Below are 21,708 nucleotides of genomic sequence, written 5' to 3' on the forward strand. Positions count from 1 at the left end.
AGCCTCGGCCCTCGATCGATCAGCGGCTCTTGCCCGCGCCCCACTCCGTCTCCACCGTGAGCCCCTGCCCCGCCCCGGTGGCCGCCGGCGCCGCGCTGGGCGGCGCGCTGCTCGCCGGCGCCGCGAAGGACGTCTCCGCGCTCGCGGCCGGCTTCGTTCTCCCCGCCGCGATCGGCTTCTCGCGTGGCTCCCCCAGCGCCTTGGCCTCCACCATCCGTTGCTCCAGCTCGCGCAGTTTGGCCAGGCTCGGCGCCTCCCGGAGCTCGCCCAAAAGCTTGTCGATCCGGTCCTGAGCCGCCCGCAGATCCCGCGTTTGCCGTTCGGCCAGCTCCCGGCTCCTCGTCTGCTCCGAAAGGGCCAGCTCCGTCGCCGCTTCCTTGGCGCGGACGGCGTGCACGTACGCCGCGCCCGCGCCCGCGCTCATCACCAGCGCCGCGAGGGCCGCGCCCGTGATCACGAGCCGTGATCGTCGTTCGGCCCGCCGCGCGGCAGCGAGGAAAGCCCGCGCGTCCGCCGAGGGACGCGCCGCCTCGCGCCGCACCACATCCTCCGCGAAGGCCAGGCGATGCCGGCTCCACAGCGGAACGAGCTCCGGGGTCTCCCGCCAGCGTGTCGCGTCCTGCTCGAGCTCCTCGGCGAGGAGCCGATCGTCCCGCGCCTCCTCGACCCAGCGCCGGAGTCGCCCCCACTGCACGAGAAGCGCCTCGTGCGCGAGCGTCAGCCCTTCGGCGCTGGCGACCACGAGCCGCGCCTGCTCGAAGGCGGCGATCACCTCCGTCGCCCCCGGGCCCACCGCCTGCTCGAGCTCGGGGCGACTCCGGTTCTCCCGTGTCCCCCGCGGCGTCGTCAGCGCGAGCAGAAGCGCCCGCGCGCCCGCCTCCGCCCCTCGAACCTCCGCGCCGAGATCCGCGAGCGTCGCCTCGGCGTGCCGCTCGAGCGCGCCTGCGACCCCGCCGATCGCCGCGACCCCCACCCGCGTGATTCGCATCGCCTCCCGATCCCGCCGATCCCAGAGCTCCGTGAGCGCGAACTGCACGAGCGGCATCGCGCTGCTCATCCGGCGGACGTCGGCGAGGATCTCCTCCCGGAGCGCCTCGTCCTCGAGCGCGTAGCCGTACGCTCCGAGCCCCTGATCGATCACCGCTCCCCAGGCGCTCTCCGTCATCGGCTCGAGCAGCACCGAGCCGCGGATCAGCGCCTTGCCGAGCCCCGCGAGCGCGAGGAGCGGATCGAGCAAATCGCGCCGCAGGGTGACGAGCACCCGCACCCCGGGCAGCGCCGGCTCGGCGAGCTGGCCGAGGAGCTCGATCGCCCACGCTCGGCTCGGGTCTCCGGCGAGCGTCACGAGCTCGTCGAGCTGATCGACGAGGAGCACGATGCCCCGCTCCGCCTCGCGCGCGCGTGCGACGAGCGCCCGCGAGAGCGCCTCGGGCGTGAGCGCGCCTGCGCATGGCACGAAACTGCTGAGCGCGGCGGCGATCGCCGCGCGCGGATCGTGGCCAGGCTCGGTGATCACGGTGTCCCATGCGCGCGGCCAGCCTCCGAGCGCGCCCTCGGCCACCCGGGGCAGCACCCCGGCCCGCGCAAGGCTGCTCTTCCCGCTGCCCGAGGGGCCCACGAGCGCGACGAGCCCGCGCGTGCGCACGGATTCGATCGTCGCGGCGATCTCACTCGATCGGCCGAAATAGACGTCGCGGTCTTTCTCTCCGAAGCGCCCGAGGCCGCGGAACGGGCCGATGTCCTCCGGGGGCAGCGCGCGCGAAGGGCCGGCGAGCTCGGCCTGGATCCGCAAAAGCTCGATCGCGGTCTGCTCGGCCGAGCGAGGCCGCGTCGCCCGCTCCGGGGCGAGCAGGTTGTCGACGAGGCGGGCGAGCGGCTCCGGTATCTCGGGCGCGAGCTCGCCGACGGGCGGCGCGGGGCGGCGGCCGTCGAGCACCACGTCCGAGAGGCCGTGGCCATCCGGTGATCGTGCCGGGAGGCGCCCGGTGAGGCACTCGAAGAGCGTCGCCCCGAGCGCGTACAGATCACTCGCGGCCGTCGCTCCGGCGCCGGTCGCGAAGACCACCGGATCGATGTACCCGAGCGTCCCGTACCGCTCGAGCGCGCCGAGGGTCGCGCCATCGCCGAGCTCGAGCGGGCGGGTGACGTCCTCTGCCGAGCCTGGAAGGCGCGTGGTCTCCAGCGGCAGTCCGGAGAGCTCTGCGGGACCCGCGCCTGATCGCGACCGCGGCGCGCTCCGCTCATCGGTCGCGGCGATCCCGAAATCGATGAGCTTGTGGACGCCCGCCGCTTCGATCACGTTCGCGGGCTTCACGTCGCGGTGGACCAGCCCGGCGCGGTGGACCGCGGCGAGGGCCGAGGCGAGCGCGATCCCGATGGCGATCACCTCCGGCATCGGCAGGCGCCCTTCGGCCGCGATCCGCTGCGCGAGAGGCGACCCTGCGACGTACTCCATCGCGAGGCCCATGACGCCGCGCTTTTCGTCGATGGGCAGCGAATAGAAGCGCACGACGCTCGGGTGCTCGACCTGGCAGAGGGAGCGTGCCTCCTCGAGGATCTGCTGGCGAAGCGCGGCCGCGGAGGCGCTCGCATCCGCGCGGGTGCCGAGCGCGAACAGCTTCACCGCGGCCGTGCGTAGCTCGGTCGCGCCGTAGATCTCCCGCGCCAGCCACACCGGCGCGAAGCCACCCCGCCCGAGCTGCTCGACGAGCAAGAAGGGCCCGAGGCGGCGCTCGGCATCGGGAAGGGCGAGGAGGTGCTGAATCGCGGGAGAGAGGTGCGCCATGACCACGGGTCTCGACGGGAGCGCGCTCGATGCATGGCGCATCGAGGCTATCTCGTCAATCTCGATGCGGGGGACCGCAGGCGCTGGAGGCGCATTCCTTCTCGAACCAAACGAACCAGGACGCGCGTCTCCTCACCGGATGAAACGTTCGCATACCTCTTCGGGCAGGAAGACATCGGTGTCGCAATCGCCGCACGTCACGATGCGTCGATCGCCGGGGCCGACCTTGAGCTTGGCGCCGCATTCGGGGCAACCCAGCGTGATGGGTCGGAGAGACGAGCATGGGTCTCATCTCGGGGCCGCCTCGCTGGGGCGTTGCCCCAGGCCCCACCCGGGGCTCTCCGCCCCGGGACCCGGACCAGCGCCCGCGCTGGACCGAGGGTCGATGAACTGCGCATCGCGCAGTTCATCGAACGGGCCGAGTCAAGACTCCGCCAGCCAAGACGGCAGCGCTGACGGTTCAGCCGGCAACGCGGTCCCAACGGCCTGTGGAAAGAACTGCGCGATGCGCAGTTCTTTCCCAAAGGGTCCAGGGCTGGCCCTGGTTCGGGTCGAGGGGCGAAGAGCCCCCGCGGGGCCCGGGGCAGCGCCCCGGCTCCCACGCCCCCGACGAGACCCATGCTCAGGCCGCGCGGAGAGGGGGAAGGGGGTGAGGTTCCGAGCTACCGCAGGCTGTGGAACACCCTCTCTCAACCGTGCGAACCGCTCCCGCACCTTTGCAACGAAGCTCGAGCCACCGGCGCGTGTAGAAAAAAAGCGAACCGGGTGCGCCTATGTCCACGAAGGTCCCCTCTCTTCCTTTCCGCCTCCCTCGCCGCTCTCCACCGTCGGTATTCGCGTCCGCATTCGCGTGGGCGCTCCTCGCGGGTCTGCCCCTCGCGACGGCGAGCTGCGGCGGGGGCGGGGGCGATCCGACCTCTTCGAGCAGCCAGGGTGGCGGGGGCGCGACGACCTCCTCGTCGAGTTCGAGCGGCGGAGGTGGGCAGGGTGGCGCCGCTCCGTTGGTGTATCGCCATGGCGACAGGGTGGACATCGAGGGCGACTTCGGCAGCAATGATGTCACGAAGACCTTCCTCGGCGGCGCCGACGGGAAGATCGAGTCGTTGTCGCCGGGCCAGACCATGATGAGCGGCGACGGCTGGTCGTTCAATGACCTGGGCGGCCCCACCACGGTGGAGATCGACGCGAAGCGGGGCAAGGTGCTGTTCACGCCCCAGGACAGCAGCCATTACAACGCCACCCGACGCTTCGATCCGGGCTTCGCCATCCAGGAGCACCGGTATTTCTACAAGGCCCACTACGTGCGCAACGTGATGCTGCTCGACGGGGCGCCGTACCCGAAGAGTTACCAGTGGAAGCACGAGCGGGTGAACTGGGAAAACTCGGTGGTCGACGGCGACTGCGAGATCAAGATGCATAGCTGGTTTGCCGGTGGCGGGGGCGTGATCACCTACGTCAACCGATCGGCGATGGACAAGTCCACCTATTACGGCGGAGAGGCCGCCGACAGCAATGGGGACTGGGCGCTCCTGGAGATGATGGTCTTCACCGGCACGCAAGGGCAGGAGGACGGCAAGCTAATCACGCGCGTCCACAAGAACGGCAAGACGCTGATCAGCCAGAACAAGCAAGCCGAGCGCATCTATGCCGATCCGAACCTGCGGCTGCGTCATTTCGTCGAGCAGAACTACTTCGGCAATTTCGGCCAGATCGAGGACGGCGTGGACAATCCGCTCCCGAAGCCGGACGTGCGCGAGCTCTCTTCGGACGACAGCCGCGTCCTCGTCGGCAACACGGCCGAGACGGGCTGGAGGCGCGTCGAGCTACGCGACAGCGTGGACCTCCAGAGCGCCACGCTGCGCGAGGTGCAGGACTGGGAGAGCTGGAACGGCGCCATCCGCCTGCGCCTGAACGCGGACGGTCTGCCGAAGGGGGAGCACGATCTGTTTCTGGTCGTCATCGACGGCGTCGACGCCGACGGCTGGGATGTCGTGACGCACTCCATGCCCCTGCGCGTCCGCGTCGATTGAGGAGCCCGTCCAGCGATTCGTGGACGGAGAGCAACCGCGCGAAGATGCGCGCATTTGCACCGGCCTGAGCGCCCTGCGGGCGCGCGTGGCCTCCCGCGAGGGCGGGAGCGTTTTCTGGAAGGCCAGGACTGTCTTCCGCAAAGGCGGCCAGGTGTTCCACGATGACGGGTCGGCGTTCCGCGACGGCGAGTCGACGTCCCGCGAGGGCGGGGTGGCGTTCCGCGAGGGCGAGTCGACGTCCCGCGAGGGCGGGGTGGCGTTCCGCGAGGGCGGGGTGGCGTCCCGCGAGGGCGGGGTGGCGTCCCGCGAGGGCGGGGTGGCGTCCCGCGAGGGCGGGGTGGCGTTCCGCGAGGGCGGGGTGGCGTTCCGCGAGGGCGGGGTGGCGTTCCGCGACGGCGAGTCGACGTCCCGCGAGGGCGGGGCGCTGTTCCGCGAGGGCGGGTCGACATTCCGCGACGGCGCCCCAAATGTCCGGGGCAAGCACGCGCCGAAACCCAGCTCCGCCGCCGTGCGTGCAGCACGACGGTCGTGATTGAGCATGTCGCTGGGGTCTCGTCGAGCGTGATAGCACAAGCGTCGACCACGCGACGCGAAGCGCCTCCGATCGTCGCGTGCCCTCACGAGGGTGGAACCCGTAAAAGACTCGGAAGCGCCGAGGAACCTGGGCGCAAGCCATTGCTTTCATGCGTGCGGGCAGCGGTCGGATCCTGTATCGTTCGCGAGGACGCTTTGTCGCCGCGTCACGCGGCTCCCGCGGCGTCTGATGAGGTCGATAGATGCTTCCGCCCCAGCGCCGTCAGGCACTTTTCATGCAATCCGTATTCATCCAAGCCATCTTCGCCGCGGCGCTTTGCGGCAGCTTTGCGGCTTGTGGCGGGGGCGACCCAACGCCCCAAGGCGCCTCCTCCTCGCAGGGCAGCGGCGGAAGCGCCTCGAGCGCGGGGACAGGCGCGACCGGGGGGGGCGGCGCAGGCGGCATCGGCGGCGCAGGCGGCATCGGCGGTGCGGGCGGTGCGGGCGGCATCGGCGGCGTGGGCGGCGTGGGCGGCGTGGGCGGCGTGGGCGGCGCAGGCGGCGAAGGCGGCGTGTGTGTGCCCGGATCTACGCAGACGTGTTATGGCGGTCCCGCGTCGACGAACGGCGTGGGCGTCTGTAAGGCGGGCACGAAGACGTGCAACGCAGATGGCATGGGGTACGGCGATTGCTTCGGCGAGGTCCAGCCCACGATGGAAGACTGCCAGACGCCCGAAGACGAAGACTGCAATGGCAGCTCGATGTGCCCCATAGGAACGGGGCCGTGGAGCAAACGCTTCGGCGATGGGGCCGACCAATCGGGTCAAGGAATTGCAATCGACGGGACAGGGCACGTCCTTTTGGCAGGGACATTTGCAGGCGCCCTCGATATGGGGGGAGGGCCGCTCTCCAGCGCCGGCGGCGACGACATTTTCGTCGCGAAGTTCAGCCCCGACGGGGAGCACATCTGGAGCAAGCGCATTGGCGGAATGCACAATCAAGGTGTCGGCGACATCGCCGTGGACGCTGCCGGCAACATTTGGCTTATCGGCTCGTGTAACGGCACGATCGATCTCGGCGCCGGGGCCATGAGCTGCGAAGGCACGCTGAACGTGTTCGTGGCCAAGCTTGATCCAGGCGGAGCGCCTCTCTTCGGCAAGCTCTTCGGGAGCGCGGCTGGCCAATACAGCCAGGGCTCGGACATTGCCGTGGACGGCGCGGGGAACGTCGTCGTTACGGGGTACTTTGCGGGCAAAATTGACTTTGGAGGAGGCCCTCTTTCGTCGCAGGGGGCCGGCTGGGACGTCTTCGTCGCCAAGCTGAGCTCCACGGGCCAGCACCTCTTCAGCTCGCGCTTCGGTGACGGGGACGATCAAATGGGGTTCGCTGTCGCGTTCTCTCCGAGCGGTGACGTCATCGTCGGGGGGCACATGAAAGGCGCTCCGGATTTTGGTGGAGGCGCCCTGGCGAGCGCCGGAGGGGACGACATCTTCGTGGCGAGGCTCAGCCCGGATGGAGCGCATCTCGCGAGCAAGCGGTTCGGCGGCACCGGGAACGACGGGCTCTTCGATCTCGCGACCGATGCTGCCGGTCATGTCGTGACGACAGGATTCTACCGCGACATGGTCGATTTCGGCGGCGGCGCCTTGGTCGGCGGAATCTCGCCCAGGATCTTCGTCACGAAGCTCGATCCGAGCTTCGCGCACATTTCGAGCAAGGGCTTCGGGAATCAAAGCGGCTACGGCAACAAGGTCATGGTCGACAGCGCAGGCAACACCGTCGTCTCAGGGACGTTCCAGGGATCGATCGATTTTGGCGGCGGCGTGCTGACCAGCGCAGGGGGAAACGACATCTTTGTCGCCACACTGAGCCCTGCGGGAGCACACCTCTCCAGCGCGCGGTTCGGCGACGCGAGTGGTCAATATGGGGCTCCCCTCGCGAGGGATGCCGCGGACCATATCTTCATGACCGGGGGCTTCGTCGGCGGCATCAACCTCGGCACAGGACCCCTGACCAGCGCGGGCGGCCTTGATGTCTTTGTCGGGCGCCTATCGCCCTGAGGACCTCCGCGCGGCGAGCCGTGCACACGCCCCCGCATTTGTGCTCGCGCTCCCGCTCGCGCCCCCGCCCCCGCTCCCGCTTCCGCCCCTTCCCTCCGTTGTGGTAGCGTCCCGCCGATGGAGGTCGTCGCGCTCGGCCCCTTCTACGTGGCCTCTCTCCCTTGGCAAAGGCAGAGCCGCGAGTGGGTGCTCACCGTCGTCTGCAAAGCCACATTCGATCTCGCCCCGGGAGAGCTCCGCCTCTCCTCGGGCCAGGAGCCCATCAACGACGCCGACAACCACTGGGACGACGATCCCCGGCGCAGCGTCTACTCCCCGAGCGACCTCGTCCCCTTCCGCAAAGGTGCGGACGTCACCCTCGTCGGACACGCGTTCGCTGCGCACCACCAGCCTTGCCGCTCCCTCCTCGCGCGTTTGGTCGTCGGCTCCCTCGACAAGGCCATCGAGGTCCACGCCGACCGCACATGGTCCGGCGAGGCGCAGATCACCGACGGCCCTGCCTTCACCCACATGCCCTTGCGCTACGAACGCGCGCAGGGCGGGGCCGGCACCATGAACCCGGTCGGGATCCCCGTCGCCCCCGGCCCCTTGCCGAACCTCCACCCCGCGCGCCGACAACACACGTTGAAGGATGATGGGTCCCCCGTCGGCTTCGGCCCGATCGCCGCGGGCTGGCCCCAGCGCGAGACCCGCCTCCGGCGCCATCGCGGGAGTTTTTCCCACGCGGAATGGCACACGCGGCCCCTGCCCGACGACATCGAGATCGAGTACTTCAACGCCGCGCCGGCCGATCAGCGCCTCCCCGAGATCACGCCTGATCTCGAGATCGTCCTCGAACACCTCCACCCCGATCATCCCCGCCTCACGACGCGCTTGCCGGGCCTCCGCCCGCAGGCGTTTGTCGAGCGCCCGCGCGGCGGCGCGCAGGAGCTCAACCTCGTCGGGGATGCCCTCTGGATCGACACGGATCGGGCGATCTGCACCGTCACGTGGCGTGGCCAGATGCCGCTGCTCTCGCGCGACGAGCGCGGGCGTGTCCTCGTCGCGATGGGCGCGGCCCGCCAGAAGCTCGGCTGGGACGACGTGCAGATGCTGATCCGCGCGCTCGCCCCGCAAAAATCGTCCACGCCCGCGCAGCCCGCGCAGCCCGCCGCGCCGGCCCCCGCGCCCGCGGCCCCCGCGCCCGCCGCGCCCGCCGCCGCGAAGACCGCGCCGCCTGTCCCGCCGAAGCCCGCTCGTCCCGCCGAACAACACATCTTCGAGGAGGAGTCGGTCGAGACGGAGATCATCTCCACCGAGGAGCTCGCGCGCGCCGAGGGCGTGAATTTGCCGGCGTGGCTCGCGCAAGGCAGAGCCCGCGGGGGGGCGTCCGCGCGTCCCCCGGCGGCTGCGCCCGCGCCCGCACCCGCGCCCGCTCCCACGTCCGCCGCTGCGCCCGTCCCGCCTCCTGTTGCCGCGACCAACCCCGTCACGGCGCCCCGCACCCCGACGCAGCCTCCCCGCACGCCGCTGCCTTTCCCGGCTGTGCAGCCGCCTGCGCCCGCGCAGGTCGTCCCTCCGATGCCGCCCGTGCCTGCGATCTCCGCGGCGCCCGCGGTTCCTCCCGCTCCCGCCATCCCCGTCGCGCCGCCTTTCACGCCCCCGCAAGCGACGCCCGTTCCTCCCGCCGAGGTCCCTCGCCGCGAACCTCTCGACGTGACGCCTGCGCCTGCCTCGCCGCGCGAGACCAGCCCCTGGGCGGCCGGCGCGTCGGCGAACGTCATCGGCGCGCCCACGCATACACCCGTCGCGGCGCCCGTCGCGACCACGCCCGCCGCCCAGGACGACATGCGCCCGCGCGTCCCGCCGGCGCGCCCCTCGCGCCGGCTCGGCCCCGAGGTCGTGGATCTCCTCTGGTTCGATCCGCAGGGCGTCGCTCGTGTTCGCGCCGCGTTCCCCGCCATCGTGGACGAGCTTGAATTCGAACCGCTCGATCCCAAGCACGACCTGCCCACCGACGATCCGAATGCCTCGCGGGATCGGCACGACACCTTCGGCGTCCTCACGCGCGCCACGCCCACGGACGGACGGGGCATTCAGCGGGCGATGCTCGAATCGATCAGCGAGACGGGCCGCTTCACGCCGCCCGTCGTCATGCTCACGGGCGAGCTCCGTTTTCCCTTCGACGAGGTCGAGCACCTCCAGGCCGCCGTCGCGGCGGTCACGCCCCTCGTGACCGAGGACAACAAGAAACTCAAGGATGCCCTCGAAGCGGCGAACGAGGTGTTGAAGACGCCGCTTCTCCAGGCGCCTTCCAATGTCGAGGCCGTCACGAGCGAGCTGCGCGACGCGGTCCGCCAATCGAAGCGCAGCGTCACGGTGACCCAGCTCGACGCCCACATCGAGCGCGTGCTCCTGGATCAACGCAAATACCAGAAGCGCATCGTGTTCGGCGACGAGCAGATTCGCGCCCTCTGCGTCCCCGCGGGCGAGAATACGACGGTTCCCGTCTACCTGCCGCAGATCCTGGCGATGAAGCTGCCGCTCATGCTCAAGATGAAGGCGCGCCTGCTCGCCGAGGCCCACGCCCAGCAGGATCAATACGAGTCCCACCCGAATGCGCTGCGCGTCCTCGCGCTCGGGCGCGTGGTATCCATCGACGGCTGGCGATAGGCGCGGTTTGCCCACCGCGTACAAAAAGGGAACCCGACCGGCTCCCGGGTGCCGGTCGGGTTCGGATTCATTGTCGATTCGTGGGCGAATCGCCCCGGATCACCAGAACCGGCCGGCCCCGCAGAGGCCGCCAGCGAAGCCGCCGCAAGCCCCGTAGTACGGGCCGCGGAGGAAGCGGCGCCCGCCGATCGCGCAGTCGAAGCCGCGCCCGTAGCCGCAGCCGATGCCGCCGATGCCGCCGATGCCGCCGATGCCGCCGATGCCGCCGATCCCGCCGATCCCGCCGACGCCGCCGACGAAGCCTCCGCCGACGACGGCCCCGCCGACGAAGCCTCCGCCGACGAAGCCCCCGCCGCCGCCGCAGGCACCCCAGGCGCAAGCGCCCGTGCTCGAGAGCGCGTCTTCGCTCTCCGCCGTCGTCTCGTCTTCCGCGCTCACAGCGAGCTCTGCGCTGTCATCCGCCTCGTCCGCGAGGGCCAGCTCGGACTCGGGATCCTCGACCTCGGCCGCGCAACCGGTGCCGACGAGCGCCACGGACGCGGACAGACCGAGCAGCGCGAAAAACTTCGAGAACTGATTCATGGTTGGCCTCCCCAATTGTTTCCGTTCGTGGGTGGTCGTCTCCGCCACGGCAATCACGGCGAGCCGCGCTCACCGGAGCACATCTGACCACCGCGCTGTCTCTTTGGCCTGGGCGAGCCCTCGTCGAGCGGGGCGGCCACGCGCTCGCCGATAAACTTTGGAAGTTCTCACGAGGACGGGAGGAACCGGCCTGCACGGCGAACATCCGTGCCGGGCGGCGCTTCCGGTCGTGCGCGGGCGGTCTCATGGGAAGGGGGCGACGAAGAGGGCGGGGCCTGCCTTCGTTCGTCGAGAGCAGATTCGCCGCGCGCGTGCCGCGCGTGCAAAGGAGGAATGCGCCATGGGACGAACGATTCGCCTCGTCATGCTTGCCGCGCTCGCGGCCGCGCCGCTCCTCGCGGCATCCCCCGCAGAGGCGCAGCGCCGGGAGCGAAATCCCGTGTTCAGGAACCTGAGCGTCGACATCACGCGCGGGGGGGACCTCGACGTCGATTTTCGTGAGTATGGCCTGGCACGAGGGGCGAACGTCGAGCTTCGCCTCCGCGCCGAGGTCCGCGCCGTGTACCGCTGCGCGACCCGGGCCGGCGTCGTCACGGGGGGCCAGGGCGACCGGCGGATCGTCCGGCAGTACGTCTCCGAGCGGAGCACGCTCCGCGCCGATCGCGAGGGCCGCATCGTCGGCTCGTTCACTCTCGAAGCTCCGCCGGCGGCCACCTTCTGCAGCCGCGATCGCCGCCCGGTCCTCGTCCGCGTCACGTTCGACGACGTCACGCTCCGCGACGTGACGAACAACGTGGCGGTCCGGCTCGAGGGTCGCTACAGCGAGCGCCTCGGCAATCGATACAACCCGTTCGTCGTGTTCGACCGGCGCGACGACGACGGCGACCACGGCGATCGATTCCGCATCGAGTGAGCATCTGCTTCGAGCACGAGCGAGGTTCGAAACGCCGAACGCTCCTGGTAAGCTCGCGCCGGTGACGTCTCCGTCTCTCGAAGTAAGCGGCGCGGCTCAGGCCGCGAGCCCCGCGAAACCTGCCGAACATGCGCGCCTCGACGCGGTCGACGTCCTCCGGGGCCTCGTCATGATCCTGATGGCGATCGACCACGTGCGGGACTTCGTGGGCCCGCCGGTCGACTTTCGCCTCGACGTCACGAAGACCAGCGCGGCGCTGTTCTTCACCCGGTGGATCACGCATTTTTGCGCGCCCGTTTTTGTCCTTTTGGCGGGCACGAGCGCCTACCTCCAGGCCGCGCGGGGCAAGAGCCGGGGCGAGCTCTCGCGCTTCCTCCTCACCCGGGGCGCCTGGCTCGTGCTCCTGGAGATCACGGTGATCCGGCTCGGGTGGACCTTCGATCCGGGCTACCACATCACGCCGCTCCAGGTGATCTGGGCCATCGGCTGGAGCATGATCGCGCTCGCGGGCCTCGTGCACCTGCCCGTGCGCGTGGTGGCGGCGATCGGCGTCGTCATGATCGCCGGGCACAACCTGTTCGACGGCGTCTCGTTCACGGGAGGGAGCGCGCTCGACGTCGTCGGCTCGATCCTCCACGCGTCGCGGCCTTTCGAGCCCGCGCCGGGCCACTACGTGTTCGTCGCGTATCCGCTCGTGCCGTGGATCGGCGTCATGGCCGCTGGATATGGCCTCGGCGCGCTCCTCGAAGCGGCGCCGGGGGAGCGCCGCGCGCGGCTCTACAAGCTCGGCGCGGCGCTCACGCTGGCCTTCGTGATCGTCCGGGGAGCGAACGTGTACGGCGATCCTTCGCCCTGGACCTCGCAGGGCAGCGCCCTCTCCACGGCGCTCTCGTTCCTCAATTGCCGCAAGTACCCGCCGTCGCTCTCGTACCTGCTCATGACGCTCGGGCCCGCGCTCCTCGCGCTCGGCGCGCTCGAGGGGCGCGAATTCCCCGGCAAGAAGGTGCTGCTCGTGTTCGGCCGGGCGCCGCTCTTTTATTACATCCTCCACCTCTACCTGATCCATGCCTCCGCGGCCGTCGTGCACTACGCGATCCACGGCCCGAAGGTGTTCGACTGGCACGACCCCATGGGGTTGCCCGCGGAGGCCCAGCATGGTCTGCCCTTCGTCTACGGATACACGCTCGCCGTCGTGGCGGCGCTCTACCCGCTCTGCCGCTGGTTCGCGGAGCTCAAGCGAAGGCGGCGGGATCTCGTTTTCCTCAGTTATCTTTGACGTCAAAAGGTGATACGCACGATGCGCTCGCTGGATGGCCTGTTCGAGGCGCTGGATCGACAGATTCCCCGGGAACTCGCGGAGATCGTGGACACGGTCTCGCCCTCCGTGAACAAGCTCGGGTTCGACAAATGGGGCTTCTCCACGGCGACGGCGAAGCGCACGCTTTACGTCGCGGCCTGGTTTTACCGGCACTATTTCCGGGTCGAGGTGCACGGGATCGATCGCGTGCCGCAAGGGAGGGGCCTGCTCATCGGCAACCACTCGTCGCAGCTCGCCTACGACGGCATGATGGTGGCGACGGCGATGATGCTCGACGCGCATCCGCCGCGGGCGGTGAAGGCGATGATCGAGAAGGTCTTCCAGCGCCTGCCGCTCGTGAACGTGTGGCTGACGCGGTCCGGCCAGGTCACGGGCCTGCCCGAGAACTGCGAGCGCCTGCTCGCGGACGACGAGCTCATCATGGTCTTCCCGGAGGGCGCGCGTGGCAGCGGCAAGCTCTGGAAGGATCGGTACAAGCTGCTCGACTTCGGGACGGGCTTCGTGCGCCTCGCGATGAAGACACGCTCTCCCATCACGCCCTTCGCGTTCGTCGGCGGCGAGGAGGCGTGCCCGGCGTTTTTCGACATCAAGCCGCTCGCCCGCGCGTTCAACATCCCGTACTTCCCGATCACGCCGACGGTCCTGCCTTTGCCGCTGCCGGCCCGCTGCTCGATCTGGTTCGGCGAGCCGATGTGGTTCGAGGGCACGGGCAACGAGGAAGACGCCGAGGTGCAGCCCAAGGTGGATGCGGTGAAGGCGCGGATCGCCGAGCTACTCGACGAGGGGCGCGCCGCGCGCAAGAGCCTCTACCTCTGACGCGGACGGACCGACGAGCTGCGCGGTTGCAGGTCGGGGCTTGGCATTTGTCCGCGCGATGGTGCACATTGCGCCCGCCATGAAGCCTTTGAACGATGGGGGCTCCGCTCCGACAAGCGGAGCTACGCCCCCAAACCCCCTGCTGATCACCAGCGCGCTCCCTTACGCCAACGGCCACATTCACCTTGGCCACATGCTCGAGTACACGCAGACGGACATCTTCGCGCGGTACCAGCGCATGACCGGGCGCCGCTGCGTCTACATCTGCGCGGACGACACGCACGGCACGTCGATCATGATCCGCGCGCGCAAGGAGGGGCGCTCGGAGGAGGCGGTGATCGCGGACATGAGCGTCGCGCACCAGCGCGACTTCGCCGACTTCATGATCCAGTTCGATCACTACGGCAGCACGAATTCGGCCGCGACGCGCGAGGTCTGCCACGAGATCTGGGCCTCGCTCCGGAAGAACGGGCGGGTCGCGAAGCGCGACGTCACGCAGCTCTTCGACCCGCAGGCGGGCACGTTCCTCGCCGACCGCTTCGTCAAGGGCACCTGCCCGCGCTGTGGCGCGCCCGATCAGTACGGCGACAACTGCGACAAGTGCGGCTCGACGTACAGCGCGACCGAGCTCGTCGACCCGAAGAGCGTGCACACCGGCGCGCGGCCGGAGCTCAAGAGCGCCGAGCACCTGTTCGTCGCGATCGAGCCCGATCACGCCTTCCTGACGGAATGGACGGCGGCCGAGGGCCGTATGCCGAAGGAGATCGCAAACTACCTCGCGGGGCATTTCCTCGCCGAGCCGCTGCGCGACTGGGACGTCTCGCGCCCCGCGCCCTACTTCGGCTTCGAGATCCCGGACGCGCCGGGGCATTACTGGTACGTCTGGTTCGACGCGCCGATCGGATACATCGGCACGACGCGCGAGTGGTGCGACAAGAACGGCGAGCGCCTGGACGATTGGTGGCGCTCGGACAAGACCGAGATCGTGCACGTCATCGGCAAGGACATCGTTTATTTCCACACGCTGTTCTGGCCCTCGATGCTGAAGAGCGCGGGGTATTCGTTGCCCTCCCGCGTGCAGGTGCACGGCTTCTTGACGGTGAACGGCGAGAAGATGTCGAAGACGAAGGGCACGTTCGTCATGGCACGAACGTACCTCGACCACCTCGACCCCTCGTACCTCCGTTATTACTACGCGAGCAAGCTCGGCGCGCGCGTGGAGGATTTCGATCTCAACGTCGACGAGTTCGTCCAGAAGGTGAACGCGGAGCTCGTGAACAAGATCGTGAACCTCGCGAGCCGCTCGTCCCGCTTCGTGGCGAAGACGGGTCTGTCCGCGAGTTACCCGGACGACGGCGGGCTCTTCGAGGCGGCGGCGAAGGCGGGCGCGGAGATCGGCGAGGCGTACGCGGCGTTCGATTTCGCGCGGGCGATCCGGCTCCTCGTGGGCCTCGCGGACCGGGCGAACGAATACGTGGATCGGGTGGCGCCGTGGGCGCTCGCCAAGCAGGCGGGCAAAGAGCAGGACGTGCAGAATGCGTGCACGGTGGCGCTGAACCTGTACCGGCAGATCGTGCTGTACCTGGCGCCGGTGCTGCCGAAGCTCGCGGCGGAGTCGGGCGTGCTCCTGAATTGCCCGATGGATCGGTTCGACCTCGCGCAGAAGCCGCTCGTGGGCACGCCCGTGGCGCCGTACCAGCATTTGATGAAGCGAATGGAAGTGGAGGCCGTGCACAAGATGATCGAAGCGAGCCGCGCGGGGGACCCGGGCGAGGCGCCGAAGGCCGCAGCGGCCCCGGAGGCGGGCGCGGCGGAGGCGGCCCCGGCGAAGTACGAGGATGCGGGCGACGCGCTCGCGAAGGAGCCGCTCGCGCCGCAGTGTTCGATCGACGATTTCACGAAGGTCGACATGCGCGTGGCGCGGATCATCGCGGCCGAGGGCGTGCCGGGGGCGAAGAAGCTGCTCAAGCTCACGGTCTCGCTCGGCGGCGACACGACGCGGCAGGTGTTCGCGGGGATCAAGGCGTATTACGATCCGAAGGACCTCGTCGGCCGGCTCGTGATCGTGTGCGCGAACCTGGCGCCGCGGCAGATGAAGTTCGGGATGAGCGAGGGAATGGTGCTCGCGGCGGGCGACGGGGAGAGCGTGTTCGTCCTGTCGGCCGATAGCGGGGCGAAACCCGGGATGCGGGTGCATTGAGGGGCCCTGGGGGCGGCGCGGAGACGCGCTGGCCCCCTCATTCCCTCGCCGGCCAGCTCCCCCTGAGCGCCTCTCCGAGCGCCTTCGCCTCACCCTCCTCGTATACGTAAACGCCGAGCTCCCACGTGAGCACCTGCGCGGGCCGGTCCTGCGTATCGCCCGCTTCGATCGGGATCACGTGCACGTGGTGGTGCGGGAACGAATTGACCCGCGTCGTCGCCGCGCCGAGGGCCGCCACGAAGGTCCGACGCGGCGCGAGGACGTGTTCGAGCGCGCGCGTCGCCTCCCACGCGAGCTTTTGCACCTCTGCATATTCGTCCCACGACAAAGCCGCGATCGACTCCACGTGACGCCGCAGCACCACGAGCACGTGTCCGCGCCGCGCCGCGAATCGATCGAGCACGGCCAAGGCGCGTGGGCTCTCGGCGAGCCGCTCCGTGTCTGCGGGAAAACCGCGGGCGAGCGCGCACATCACGCAGCCCTCGAACGACGCGGGCAACCGGTGCCGCTCTGCCTCGACGCGCGCGAGGGCCTCGGTTTTTTCGATCCGGGGCATGGCCGCTTCAATACGTCCCGTACCGCCGGACGATCCGCGGCGGCGGCGACGGCTTCCGCGCCGAGGGGGGCGGGAACGTTGCGGTGGGCGTGTGCATGAGGGGCGGGCCTTTTTGCGATTCCTCGTATTCCTCGACCCGGGTGGCGACCGTGTTCAGCCGATCGGCCTCCGGCTCGTACACGCCAAAAGGAAAGGCGAGTGATGCTTCATAGGCGCCGAGCAGCGTCGGCACCGGCGCGGCGAGCGGAAACGTCTCTGTCACCACGTGCACGTTCCACCGGGTGCCTGTGAACCGCCGCTCCGGCGGGTGCAAAAAGAGGTGCCGGGCGAGCGCGCGGAGCGCCGCCGCGCTGTCGAGCAGCTCCTTCCGGATCTCGGGCGTCCGGAGCGACCACGATTCGATCATCGATTCGTTGCAGAGCACGTACTCGCGATACCCGACGCGCTCCTCCGGGCCTGCGAGCGACGCGGCATACCCCGTCTTGGGCGTGTCGTGCACGAAATACACGGCCGCGATGCGCTCGGGGTGGGCGAGCGCGTCGGCGATCGGCACCGGTTTGCCCGCGAGATCCCGTACGTCGAGGGCCTTCTTCGAGGTCATGAGCACGGCGATCCACGCCTCGGGCTTCAGCGTGACACGCAGGAGCTGGTCGCCGTAGGACTCGCCGCCGAGGCCGTACGTCGTGGCCCAGGGCGCGGTCCAGGCGTACCGCGCGCGGGCAAACGGCGTCGTGCGGAGCATTTGCGCGAGCGGATCCTTGGCGAGGGCGCGGGCGTGGAGCAGTTGATCGAAATACGACGCGCCGTGCTCCGGGGATTCGGCGCGCGTGAGGAGCACGGGGGCTTTTTCGAGCGCAGCGATCTGCTCGCGCGTGGTCCACGTAAAGAGCACCCGGCGCGCGATCGAGCCGTCCGTGACCGCGTACGGCATGAATTTCTGGAGGATCTCCTCTTCGCCCTGGTTCAGGCCGGTCGACGCCGCGACGGACGGCGCGGGGGCGGCCGTGGGCGACGCCGGCGCGACGGTCTCCGTGGGCGTGGACGAGGCGGGCGGCGTGGGCGCGGGCGCGGGGCTGCAGGCGAGCTCGGAGAGCGCGATCGAGAGCCACGCGCCCTTTTCCAGTGTGGCCTTGGCCCTCCGGCGGTACCCCACGCGCCCGTCGTGTCGTCCCATGGCAGGCGAAGATATCAGGTTCGAACGTGCTTCGCGCCCCTTCCGTGAGGCCGCGCCTTTGCCCGTCGAGGTGCACGCGCGGGGCCCCTGGAAGAGGGCCGCTATCGCTTCAGCCGCCCCAGGGCGTACGAAATGCCCTCTCGGACGGTGCTGAGCGTCATGACGGTGCTCAGATCGGCCTGCAGGTCCACGAGCGTCTTGGCGATGCCCGGCTGGATCCCCGTCAGGATCGCCTGCGCGCCCAGCAAACTGACGGCGCGGGCGGCCTGAATGATCGCATTCGTGACCTCGTTATCCATCACCTGCACGCCGGTGATGTCGAGGATGGTCATCCTCGCCTGATACTTCGTGACGCCATCGAGCAAGGCCTCGAGCACCGCCTGGGCGCGGACATTGTCGATCGTGCCCACGAGCGGCATCACGAGGACGTGCTTGGCGACCGGGATGAGCGGGGTCGACAGCTCGCGCAGCGCCCTCTTTTGCGCGTCGATGATCTCCTGCTTGAGCGCCAGCCGCTCCCGCTCGCTCTCCCAGCGTTCGGTGATGTCGTGCAAGAAGCCGAAGAGATGGTCGAACGAACCGTCGGGGCGATACACACCTTGAATGAGAATGTTCCCATACATGGTGCTGCCGTCCTTGCGCACGAAGCGCTTGTCGAGGCTATATCGTTGAATCTCGCCCCGGACGAGCTTGTTGAACAGATCCATGTCGAGCGAGACGTCCTCGGGGTGCGTGAGGGCGACCCAATTCGTGGCCGTCATCTCCTCGGGTGAATAGCCGAGCTGTTCGCACAACCGCTGATTGAACTCGACCCAACCGGTCTCGAGGGACGTCACGGTCATGCCGATCTGCGCAAAGTCGAAATAACGGCGATACCGCAGCGCGTCCGCTCGGGCCGATTTGATTTCCTGGGCCTGAACCTCGACCTGCTTCTCTAAATCTGCAATGCGTAGACGCAACAGATCGACATCCTCGTCGAGGGGAACCGATTGTTGGGCGGGTTGCAATTCCATGCGTACGATTCTGCCTTCCTTCGCGCGACGAGCAGCAGGATGAGCTGGGGGCGGGGAGCTGGATGCAGAGAGGAAATGTCGCCTGAGACGCAAGAGCACGTCAAGCGTCGCCGCATGAGATTTTGGTTCTTATGCCCTGACGTCCGCAGCGCAGAGGCAGTCTGATACGCGGAGATACCAGAAGTGGGGGTCACTACCGATAGCAACCGTCCTCATGGTTTTGGTCGAGAGCCTGAGCGACCTCCGCCGCTACGAGCCCATCGCAGCAAGCACGCGGACCAACCCGCAGCACGAAATGCTTGGCGTGCACCCACGAGGGGACGCGCGAGTATCGTCGTCCCCGGGGTCTTTCACGGCGACGACGTGACCGTCATGAAAATGGCGTGTGCGAGGCCACGGCCTGTCGTAGCGCGTGGCCATCGTCGTCTCGGGGGGGCGTGAGGTTCGTGGCGGGGCGTGAGGGGGGAGGAAATGGCTCCACCCCTCGAATCCCATGGCGGCCGGCGAGGCAGGCGAGCGTCTACTTGAGCGGAGGCGGCTCGTACACGCGTTTCACGTCCGCGCCGCCCGCGAACGCGTACGATCCCGCGCTCCCGTATCCGTACGCAATGATGCCGAACGGTTTGTCCCCGGAGAGGCGGTGCACGCCGGGCTGCAACGGGCATTTGCGGGAATGGTACGTCTTGCCCTCGACCATGCCCGCGGGCTCGATCTGGCAAAGGTTCGTCGTGGCGCCATCGAGCATGATCTCCGAGCCGACCTCGGCCGCGACCACGACCCAGTTCTGCGTCCACGAAGACGGCGTCGGAATCACGTATTCGGTGCGGAACTGCTCGATCGGCGGGAAGACGGTGAGCGAAGGGTCGCCGATCGCCGGGCCGTCGACGTATCCATTCGAAACCTGAATCTGCCCCACCATGACCGGCTTCGTCGCGCCGACCACGAAATTGTCCTGGGCCCAGGTCGTCTTCACCTCGCCTGCCTGGAGCACGAATGAATCGAAGGGCGGGGGCAGGTTCGTCGTGACCGTCGCGTCCTCGGCGACGCCGAGGAATCGAATGACGTCGGGCTCACGAAAGCCTGACGTGGAGCGCACGGGGCTCCTCGTGATCACGTACCGCGAGCCGATCGATTCCACGGGGAACATCTGCTCTTCGAGGTGATCGAGGCAGCAGGTATTGTCGCTCGTCCAGCCGCCGTAGGTCGGGACCTCGAGGACGCCGCCGGGCGCGCTCGTGGTCTCGACACCCGAAAAGACCGCGACCGGGAGCGTGGACGTGACGATGGTGGACGAGAGATCGGCCGCCGTCTTGGGGTCGTCCTGGAACGTGGCGTCGTCGGTCTCCAGGTTCAAGACGTCGAAGGGATTCAGCGTGACCTTGATCTCGCCGCCGGGCTGCGTCGCGGCGATGGGCGGGTTGCCCTTGATGCGCCAGCTCGGCTTGACCGTGACCAGGGTGTTCGGCTTGGTGCCGACCACGGTCACGTACGAGCGATCGATGATCTTCCCGATGCCCGGGAAATCAAGCGGGATCGGGTGCCCGGCGGGCCAATTGATGATGCGGTAGATCTTGCCGAGCCCGGGCGTGGGCAGGAGGAGCGAAGCGTCATTCGAGTAGGCATTCTCGAAGACGTTGAACTGATACACGACGATCGGCGTGGACGAGGTGATGCGGAACGCGTTCGAGGACAAACACGTCCCGGGGGAGAGGTAATCGTTTGGCTTGACCCCGCAATCGAGCTCGCGCGTGGGCAGCTTCGCCGTGAAGAGCGCGCCGGGCTGCACGTCGACCGCGAGCACGAGCTTCGGCGTCGCGGGCATTCCGAGCGGCGCGTCGTTCAGCTCGATCACGACCTTCGCCACGGCTTCGCCCGTATTCGAAAGGACGACGCCCCAGGGCGCGCTCGCCGGATCGTTCAAGCCGTCCTGTTGATCGAGATCCACGGCCCAGAACTCGCAGCCCACGTTGGAGGGCTGATCCGCGGCGACGTCGCAGGCGCCGGTGCACGCCCCATTGGAGCAGCCGAACCCCGCGGTGGCGTCGCAGACCTCGACGACCTCCGTCGCCGTCTGGCCGTCCTCCGCGCAGCGGCGGACCTCGTTCCCGACGCACGTGAGGGCGCCGGGCTGGCATTCGACGCAGCCCACCTTCGGCGCGCACACGCCGCTCGGACACGTGACCGGCGTGCCGGGCGTACCGTCGGGATTGCAGGGCGTGAAGACAGCGCCGAAGCATTGGCCGCAGCCTTCGCCGCCGCCGCCGGCCCCGGCGGTGCCGCCGCCGCTGCTCGTGGACGTGTGATCACCGCTGGCCGAGCAAGCGAAGGGGATCACGAAACATGGGAGGAGAAAGAGAGATAGCAGAGTGCGCATGCGCCGGAGAATGCCACGGTTTTGCGCGGTTGCGATCGCCCTCTCGCGCGCCTGCCGTGGAATTACGGCGCCGTACGTTCGAGCGCGCGGAGGAGCCCGATCTCCAGCCGATGGCCCGATGCGTCGATCCCCGCGGCGAGGAGCGCATGATCGTAGCCCGCCTCGACCGCGTCCGCGGCGCGCGTGAGGAGCGCCGCGCGCGGGGGCAGGGCGTCGGCGCGGCCCTCGAACGCATCGCGGCAATCGTCGGCCGAGCACGAATGAAAGGCCCGGCAGCGCAGCGGACGCGCCTCGTGGACGGAGCAGTACCCACGTTCGTCGAGCAGCGCGCACGGGATCCGCGCGGCCCAGCGCTCCTCGTCGGAGAGCGGCTCGACGCGCGCCACGTGCCGGGCGAGCCGCTCCTTCAGGGCTTCGAGCGCCTCCGGGGCGAGCGAGCGGCGGAGCCACGCGGCGACGGCGAGGATCTCGGGCAGGGTCGCGTGCGCGTGCACGTGGCAGCAATACGAGCAGCCGGCCGAGCAGGCTGGGGCGCGTGCGGCCGCGCCGCGGGCGCGTGTGGTCTCCCGCTCCATCGCCGCGTGGGCCGCGAGGGCCAGCGATTCGAGGCTGCCCTCGCCGAGGAGGCTCTCGACGTCCCGCGCGACGCGCGCGCGGATCGCCTCGTCTCTTTGCTGGAGGACACGGAGGGCACGCACGGCCCGAGGATTACGCCTCGGGCC

General features: G+C 69.2%; 15 protein-coding genes. 8 read left to right on the forward strand and 7 right to left on the reverse strand.

Features of this window, described 5'->3' with window-relative positions:
- Positions 1-19: 19 nt before the first annotated feature.
- Positions 20-2,827 (reverse strand): nSTAND1 domain-containing NTPase, encoded by a 2,808-nt coding sequence (locus QHF89_RS08625; protein ID WP_136967629.1) that lies wholly within the window; start codon positions 2,825-2,827, stop codon positions 20-22.
- Positions 2,828-3,810: 983 nt separating this feature from the next.
- Here QHF89_RS08625 and QHF89_RS08630 point away from each other — a divergent pair.
- From QHF89_RS08630 to QHF89_RS08645, 4 genes are all read left to right on the forward strand, one after another.
- Positions 3,811-4,815 (forward strand): hypothetical protein, encoded by a 1,005-nt coding sequence (locus QHF89_RS08630; protein WP_136967630.1) that lies wholly within the window; start codon positions 3,811-3,813, stop codon positions 4,813-4,815.
- A gap of 151 nt (positions 4,816-4,966) precedes the next feature.
- Positions 4,967-5,347 carry a hypothetical protein gene (locus tag QHF89_RS08635; RefSeq protein ID WP_284720248.1) on the forward strand — a complete coding sequence of 127 codons (381 nt, stop codon included), beginning with the start codon at positions 4,967-4,969 and terminating at the stop codon, positions 5,345-5,347.
- A 277-nt stretch (positions 5,348-5,624) separates the two neighbouring features.
- Positions 5,625-7,388: an NHL repeat-containing protein gene (locus QHF89_RS08640; protein WP_136967631.1), complete on the forward strand. Its 1,764-nt coding sequence runs from the start codon at positions 5,625-5,627 to the stop codon at positions 7,386-7,388.
- A gap of 117 nt (positions 7,389-7,505) precedes the next feature.
- Complete coding sequence (locus QHF89_RS08645; protein ID WP_136967632.1) at positions 7,506-10,040, forward strand: DUF2169 family type VI secretion system accessory protein; 2,535 nt, start codon at positions 7,506-7,508, stop codon at positions 10,038-10,040.
- Between the two features lie 99 nt (positions 10,041-10,139).
- Here the strand turns inward: QHF89_RS08645 and QHF89_RS08650 are convergent, their stop codons facing one another.
- The gene (locus tag QHF89_RS08650; protein ID WP_284720249.1) at positions 10,140-10,622 is read right to left on the reverse strand and encodes a hypothetical protein; all 483 of its coding nucleotides are present in this window, start codon (positions 10,620-10,622) and stop codon (positions 10,140-10,142) included.
- 340 nt (positions 10,623-10,962) lie between these two features.
- Here QHF89_RS08650 and QHF89_RS08655 point away from each other — a divergent pair, with 340 nt between their 5' ends.
- From QHF89_RS08655 to metG, 4 genes are all read left to right on the forward strand, one after another.
- Positions 10,963-11,535, forward strand: coding sequence for a hypothetical protein (locus QHF89_RS08655; protein ID WP_136967633.1), 573 nt, complete (start codon positions 10,963-10,965; stop codon positions 11,533-11,535).
- A 61-nt stretch (positions 11,536-11,596) separates the two neighbouring features.
- The gene (locus QHF89_RS08660) at positions 11,597-12,811 is read left to right on the forward strand and encodes an acetyltransferase domain-containing protein (protein WP_284720250.1); all 1,215 of its coding nucleotides are present in this window, start codon (positions 11,597-11,599) and stop codon (positions 12,809-12,811) included.
- A 21-nt stretch (positions 12,812-12,832) separates the two neighbouring features.
- Positions 12,833-13,669, forward strand: a complete 837-nt coding sequence (locus QHF89_RS08665; RefSeq protein ID WP_136967634.1) for a lysophospholipid acyltransferase family protein — start codon at positions 12,833-12,835, stop codon at positions 13,667-13,669.
- A 79-nt stretch (positions 13,670-13,748) separates the two neighbouring features.
- On the forward strand, positions 13,749-15,869 hold the full coding sequence (metG, locus tag QHF89_RS08670) for a methionine--tRNA ligase (RefSeq protein WP_136967635.1): 2,121 nt from the start codon (positions 13,749-13,751) through the stop codon (positions 15,867-15,869).
- A 37-nt stretch (positions 15,870-15,906) separates the two neighbouring features.
- Here the strand turns inward: metG and QHF89_RS08675 are convergent, their stop codons facing one another.
- The 5 genes from QHF89_RS08675 to QHF89_RS08695 all read right to left on the reverse strand — a co-directional run bounded on the left by QHF89_RS08675 (position 15,907) and on the right by QHF89_RS08695 (position 21,684).
- On the reverse strand, positions 15,907-16,425 hold the full coding sequence (locus QHF89_RS08675; protein ID WP_136967636.1) for an HIT family protein: 519 nt from the start codon (positions 16,423-16,425) through the stop codon (positions 15,907-15,909).
- A 7-nt stretch (positions 16,426-16,432) separates the two neighbouring features.
- The gene (locus tag QHF89_RS08680) at positions 16,433-17,599 is read right to left on the reverse strand and encodes a hypothetical protein (RefSeq protein WP_284720251.1); all 1,167 of its coding nucleotides are present in this window, start codon (positions 17,597-17,599) and stop codon (positions 16,433-16,435) included.
- A gap of 101 nt (positions 17,600-17,700) precedes the next feature.
- On the reverse strand, positions 17,701-18,612 hold the full coding sequence (locus QHF89_RS08685) for a PAS domain S-box protein (protein WP_136967637.1): 912 nt from the start codon (positions 18,610-18,612) through the stop codon (positions 17,701-17,703).
- Between the two features lie 520 nt (positions 18,613-19,132).
- Entirely contained in the window at positions 19,133-20,947 is a 1,815-nt protein-coding gene (locus QHF89_RS08690; RefSeq protein ID WP_136967638.1) for an IgGFc-binding protein, read from the reverse strand.
- Between the two features lie 101 nt (positions 20,948-21,048).
- The gene (locus QHF89_RS08695; protein WP_136967639.1) at positions 21,049-21,684 is read right to left on the reverse strand and encodes a YkgJ family cysteine cluster protein; all 636 of its coding nucleotides are present in this window, start codon (positions 21,682-21,684) and stop codon (positions 21,049-21,051) included.
- Between the last annotated feature and the right edge of the window lie 24 nt (positions 21,685-21,708).

Source organism: Polyangium sorediatum (genome assembly GCF_029946465.1).
Lineage (GTDB): Bacteria > Myxococcota_A > Polyangia > Polyangiales > Polyangiaceae > Polyangium > Polyangium fumosum.